Source organism: Ideonella sp. B508-1 (assembly GCF_000333615.1).
Taxonomy (GTDB): domain Bacteria; phylum Pseudomonadota; class Gammaproteobacteria; order Burkholderiales; family Burkholderiaceae_C; genus Ideonella.
Genome location: NZ_BADL01000175.1, coordinates 1 through 4,584 on the forward strand (window position 1 = coordinate 1; position 4,584 = coordinate 4,584).

Below are 4,584 nucleotides of genomic sequence, written 5' to 3' on the forward strand. Positions count from 1 at the left end.
GCCATGGTCGTCTTGCCCGAGCCCGATTCGCCCACCACGCCCAGGGTGTGGCCGCGCTTGAGCTTGAAGTTGACGTCGCGCACCGCGCGGAACTCGCGCTGGCCGAACAGCCCGGTCTTGAAGTGGAAGCTCTTGGCCAGGGACTTGACCTCCAGCACCACCGGCGCGTCCGGGTCCTTGGCCCGCACCCGCGAGGTGTCGGCGTCCCGGCCGATCGGCGAGGGTGTGCTGGGCCAGCGCGTGGCCGAACTCGGCCGGGCCTTCGGCATGCAGCCGCTGTTCGCCGCCCACAAGGGCCGCAGCGGGCAGGGCCGCCTCTACACCCCCTGGCAGGAGGTGCTGGAGACCAGCGACGTCATCAGCCTGCATTCGCCCCTGACATCGCAGACGCGGCACATGATCGCCCTGCCCGAGTTCGAGGCCATGAAGCGCCGGCCGCTGATCATCAACACCGGCCGCGGCGGCCTGGTGCACGAGGCCGATCTGGTGCGCGCCCTGGACCGCGGCCTCATCAGCGGAGCGGGCTTTGACGTCACCGATGGCGAGCCGCCCCCGGCTGAGCACCCGTTGATGCAGATCGCCGGCCGGCCCAACGTGATCCTCACGCCCCATGTGGCCTGGGCGTCCGACGAGGCGCAGCAGGCCCTGGCCGACCAGCTGATGGACAACATCGAGCACTTCGTCGCTGGCCAGCCGACGAACCTGGTCCAGAGTCCGGCCCATGACGTCCGCTGAGTCGCCGCGCGCCCTGCTGCGTGCCATGTTCGATGCCGCGGTGGCGGCCGCCCAGCCTGCGCGCTGCCTGGCCGCACACCTGCCGCCGCCGCCGCGTGGCCGCACGGTGGTGGTGGGCGCGGGCAAGGCCGCCGCGGCCATGGCCCAGGCCCTGGAGACACACTGGCCTGGCGAACTGAGCGGCACGGTGGTCACCCGCTACGGCTATGCCGTGCCCTGCCGGCGCATCGAGGTGCTGGAGGCCGCCCACCCGGTGCCCGACGAGGCCGGGCTGGCAGCCACCCAGCGCATCCTGCAGCAGGTGCAGGGCCTGGGGCCCGAGGATCTGGTCATTGCCCTCATCTCCGGCGGCGGGTCCGCGCTGCTGGTGGCGCCGCCGCCGGGCCTCACGCTGGCCGACAAGCAAAGGGTGAACGCCGCCTTGCTGCGCAGTGGCGCCACCATCTCGGAGATGAACACCGTGCGCCGCCACCTCTCCCTCGTCAAGGGCGGCCGGCTGGCGGCGGCCTGCCACCCGGCGCGGGTCCTCACGCTGCTCATCTCGGACGTGCCGGGCGACGACCCGGCCGACATCGCCTCCGGGCCCACGGTGGCCGATGGCAGCACCCGCGCCGAGGCGCTGGCGGTGCTGCGCCGCCACGGCATCGATCCCGGCGCGGCGGTGCGCGACTGGCTGGACAGCCCCGAGGCCGACAGCGTCAAGCCGGGCGATCCCCGTCTGGCCGGCAGCACCCTGCGCATGGTCACCAGCCCGCAGATCGCGTTGGAGGCGGCGGCCGCGGTGGCCCGGGCGGCCGGCATTCCCGCCCACATCCTGGGCGACAGCCTGGAGGGCGAGGCGCGTGAGCTCGGCGTGGTCCTGGCCGGCATGGCCCGCCAGGTGGCCAGTCGGCACCAGCCCTTCACACCGCCCTGCGTGCTGCTGTCGGGGGGCGAGACCACCGTGACCGTGCGCGGCGGTGGCCGTGGCGGGCGCAATGTCGAGTTCCTGCTGTCCCTGGGCCTGGCGCTGCAGGGCCAGGCCCAGGTGCATGCCATCGCCTGCGACACCGATGGCGTGGATGGGCAGGAGGAAATCGCCGGCGCCTTGCTGGGCCCCGACACCCTGGCGCGCGCCCGGGCCCTGGGCCTGTCGGCGCGGGCCCGGCTGGACGACAACGACGGCCATGGCTTCTTCCAGGCCCTGGGCGACTCGGTCGTCACCGGCCCGACGCTGACCAATGTGAACGACTTCCGCGCGATCTTTGTCGGCGCATGAGGGGAGAATGCGGGTTTTCAACCTGACGCCCGACCGGCCACGTCGGTCCGACCGCGCCCATGTTCCGCACCCTGCTCAAGTCCAAGATCCACCGCGCCATCGTCACCCACTGCGAGCTGCACTACGAGGGCTCCTGTGGCATTCCCGAAGACCTGATGGAGGCCGCCAACCTCTGCGAAAACGAGCAGATCCACATCTGGAACGTCAACAACGGGGAGCGATTTGTCACTTACGTGATCAAGGCGCCACGCGGCAGCGGCATCATCTCGCTCAACGGCTCGGCCGCGCGCCGGGCTGCGGTGGGGGATGTGGTCATCATCGCGGCCTTCGCCCAGGTGCATGAAGACCAGATCGGCCAGCATCAGCCCCGTTTGGTCTTCATGGACGAGCAAAACCGCATGAAAGAGCTGCGCGCCGAGGCCCAGAATCCGCCCCAGGTCTCGCCCTGGCCGGACCGCGCCTGACCGTCAGCTGAAAGCTAGGGGGGATTCCCACCCCCCACGCTCGCCTTGAATGGCCTGCCGCTTGGGTAGCATCGCGGGGCGGCGGCCGCCCGGGGAGGGTGGCGCCGATCCAAAAAGGGGTTGCTGCTGTGTCCTGCACTGTCTGTCGTGCCGCTGCGCCACAGGCGCCGCCAGCGTCGGAGCCTGCCCGTGGGGCGGCCCGCGGGTGGCGGCTGGGCGTTTGGGGTGCGATCGGCCTGCTGATGCTGGGTGGGTGCAGTCAAGCGCCGGCCGAGCAGTTGGAACTGGCCGAGGCCATTGCCCAGCAGAGCGTGGACGAGGTCGATGTCGACCTCGACCCCGCGCATTCGCAGATCCTCGACCGCGAGGATGCGATGTTCAAGTACCACGTCTGTGCGCTGGGCAGCTTCACGCCTTCCGGCCCCGGCACACCCTGGAAGCAGCGGCTCATTGTCACCGTCGACTGGATCACCGAGACCGGCAGCACCCGCTTCGACGACGGCCGCACGCCGCAGGAGCGCCAGGCTTTCGAGCGCGAGTGGCACACCCGCTGCGGCGCGGACTGAGCCCTGCGCCGGGCAGGGTCTACCCTCGCTGCGTAAGCTGGGTGCTCACGGGCGTCGCATGAGGTGGCCCCGATGCGCGGAGAGAGGAACATGGACCTGGGTTTGACGGGCAAACGGGCGCTGGTGCTGAGCGCCGGCAGCGGGCTGGGGCGGGCCATCGCCCTGGCGTTGGCGCGCGAGGGCGCGGTGGTGTGCGTGGCCAACCGCAGCGCCGCGCCGGTGGAGGAAACCGCCGCGATGATCCGGGCCGCGGGCGGCCAGGCCCATGCCTTCCACTGGGACCTGGCTGAGGAGACGCAGTGGCGCGCGGGCGTGCAGGCCGTGCTGGACGCCGTGGGCGGCATCGACATTCTGGTCAACAACACCGGCGGCCCGGCGCCTGGGCCGGCCGATGGCCAGGCCCCGGAGGTCTGGCGCCGGGCCTTCGAGGCCATGGTGCTGTCGGTCTTCGGCATCACCGACCTGTTGCTGCCGGGCATGCGTGAACGCGGCTGGGGCCGCATCATCACCAGCACCTCCTCGGGCGTCATCACGCCCATTCCCAACCTGGGGCTGTCCAACAGCCTGCGGGCCGCGCTGCACGGCTGGTCCAAGACGCTGGCGCGCGACGTGGCCGCCCAGGGCATCACCGTCAACGTGGTGGTGCCCGGGCGCATCGCCACGGCCCGCACCGCCTTTCTGGACCAGGCCAGGGCCCAGCGCGAGGGGCGCGACGCCGCCAGCGTGGAGGCCGAGGCCGCCGCCGCCATCCCGATGCGCCGCTATGGCCGGCCGGAGGAATACGGCGATGCGGTGGCCTTCCTGGCCAGCGAGCGGGCGGCCTACATCACCGGCACCACGCTGCGGGTGGACGGCGGGCTGATCCCCAGCGTCTGATCGGGGGGCGCGCCGGCCTGCTCAGCGCGCCGGCATGCCCGGCACGCGAAAGCCGCCCTGGCCGTCCTCCACCCAGCCGCGGAACAGGCATTCCTGGGTGGCGGTGGCCAGCAGGGTGCCATCGCGCTGGTAGAAGTGGCCGGTGGTCAGGCCGCGGGCGTTGCCGCTGAAGGGGCTTTGCGCGTCCACCAGCAGCCAGTCGTCCACCCGCGGGGCGCGGTGCAGCCACAGCGTGTGGTTCAGGCTGGCCAGGTACAGGCCGGTGCCGATCTTGGCCTCCAGGTGGGCCATCAGCGGGGTCAGCGGCATCCAGTAGTCAGACAGGTAGCCGATGGCCGCGCGCTGCAGCACCGGGTCGTCCGGCAGGTCGCGCTGCAGCTTGATCCAGAAGCGCAGCCGGGCCTCGGGCTCGCGCCGGAACAGAAAGGTCTCCGGGTCCACCAGGCGCAGTTCGGCCGTGCGCGACTGGCCCAGGCGGCGCGGCGCGGCGGCGGGGATGCGGTCGGCATAGGCCGCGCCCACCTCCTGCAGCGTGCGCAGGCTTTCGGGCGGCGGCGCGTCGGGCATGGCCCGCTGGTGCTCGGGGCTGGGCTCCTCGGTCTGGAAGGACACGGTGGCGCTGATCACGGTGCGCGTGCCCTGCGTGCCCAGCACCTGCTGCACCTGGAAGCTGCGGCCCTGCATC

The 4,584-nt window shown here is 72.0% G+C and carries 6 protein-coding genes and 1 pseudogene; 5 read left to right on the forward strand and 2 right to left on the reverse strand.

The features are described from left to right. Positions 1 to 269: ATP-binding cassette domain-containing protein (locus I73_RS32105; RefSeq protein ID WP_374701949.1), on the reverse strand; the 269-nt coding region annotated here is incomplete at its 3' end. Here I73_RS32105 and I73_RS26760 point away from each other — a divergent pair. The 5 genes and pseudogenes from I73_RS26760 to I73_RS08090 all read left to right on the forward strand — a co-directional run. Continuing rightward, a pseudogene (locus I73_RS26760) lies at positions 214 to 735 on the forward strand (NAD(P)-dependent oxidoreductase); the annotation flags it as partial. The gene I73_RS32105 and the pseudogene I73_RS26760 sit on opposite strands and share 56 nt — an antisense overlap. Continuing rightward, positions 722 to 1,993, forward strand: a complete 1,272-nt coding sequence (locus tag I73_RS08075) for a glycerate kinase (protein ID WP_022980148.1) — start codon at positions 722 to 724, stop codon at positions 1,991 to 1,993. The pseudogene I73_RS26760 and the gene I73_RS08075, both read left to right, overlap by 14 nt. A gap of 59 nt (positions 1,994 to 2,052) precedes the next feature. Beyond that, on the forward strand, positions 2,053 to 2,457 hold the full coding sequence (gene panD, locus I73_RS08080) for an aspartate 1-decarboxylase (protein WP_022980149.1): 405 nt from the start codon (positions 2,053 to 2,055) through the stop codon (positions 2,455 to 2,457). Positions 2,458 to 2,699: 242 nt separating this feature from the next. Then, positions 2,700 to 3,023, forward strand: a complete 324-nt coding sequence (locus tag I73_RS08085; RefSeq protein WP_148289728.1) for a hypothetical protein — start codon at positions 2,700 to 2,702, stop codon at positions 3,021 to 3,023. 90 nt (positions 3,024 to 3,113) lie between these two features. Continuing rightward, positions 3,114 to 3,899, forward strand: coding sequence for an SDR family oxidoreductase (locus I73_RS08090; protein WP_022980151.1), 786 nt, complete (start codon positions 3,114 to 3,116; stop codon positions 3,897 to 3,899). A gap of 21 nt (positions 3,900 to 3,920) precedes the next feature. Here the strand turns inward: I73_RS08090 and I73_RS26765 are convergent. Continuing rightward, positions 3,921 to 4,584 (reverse strand): acyl-CoA thioesterase II (locus I73_RS26765; protein WP_022980152.1); only part of this gene is annotated, 664 nt, incomplete at its 5' end.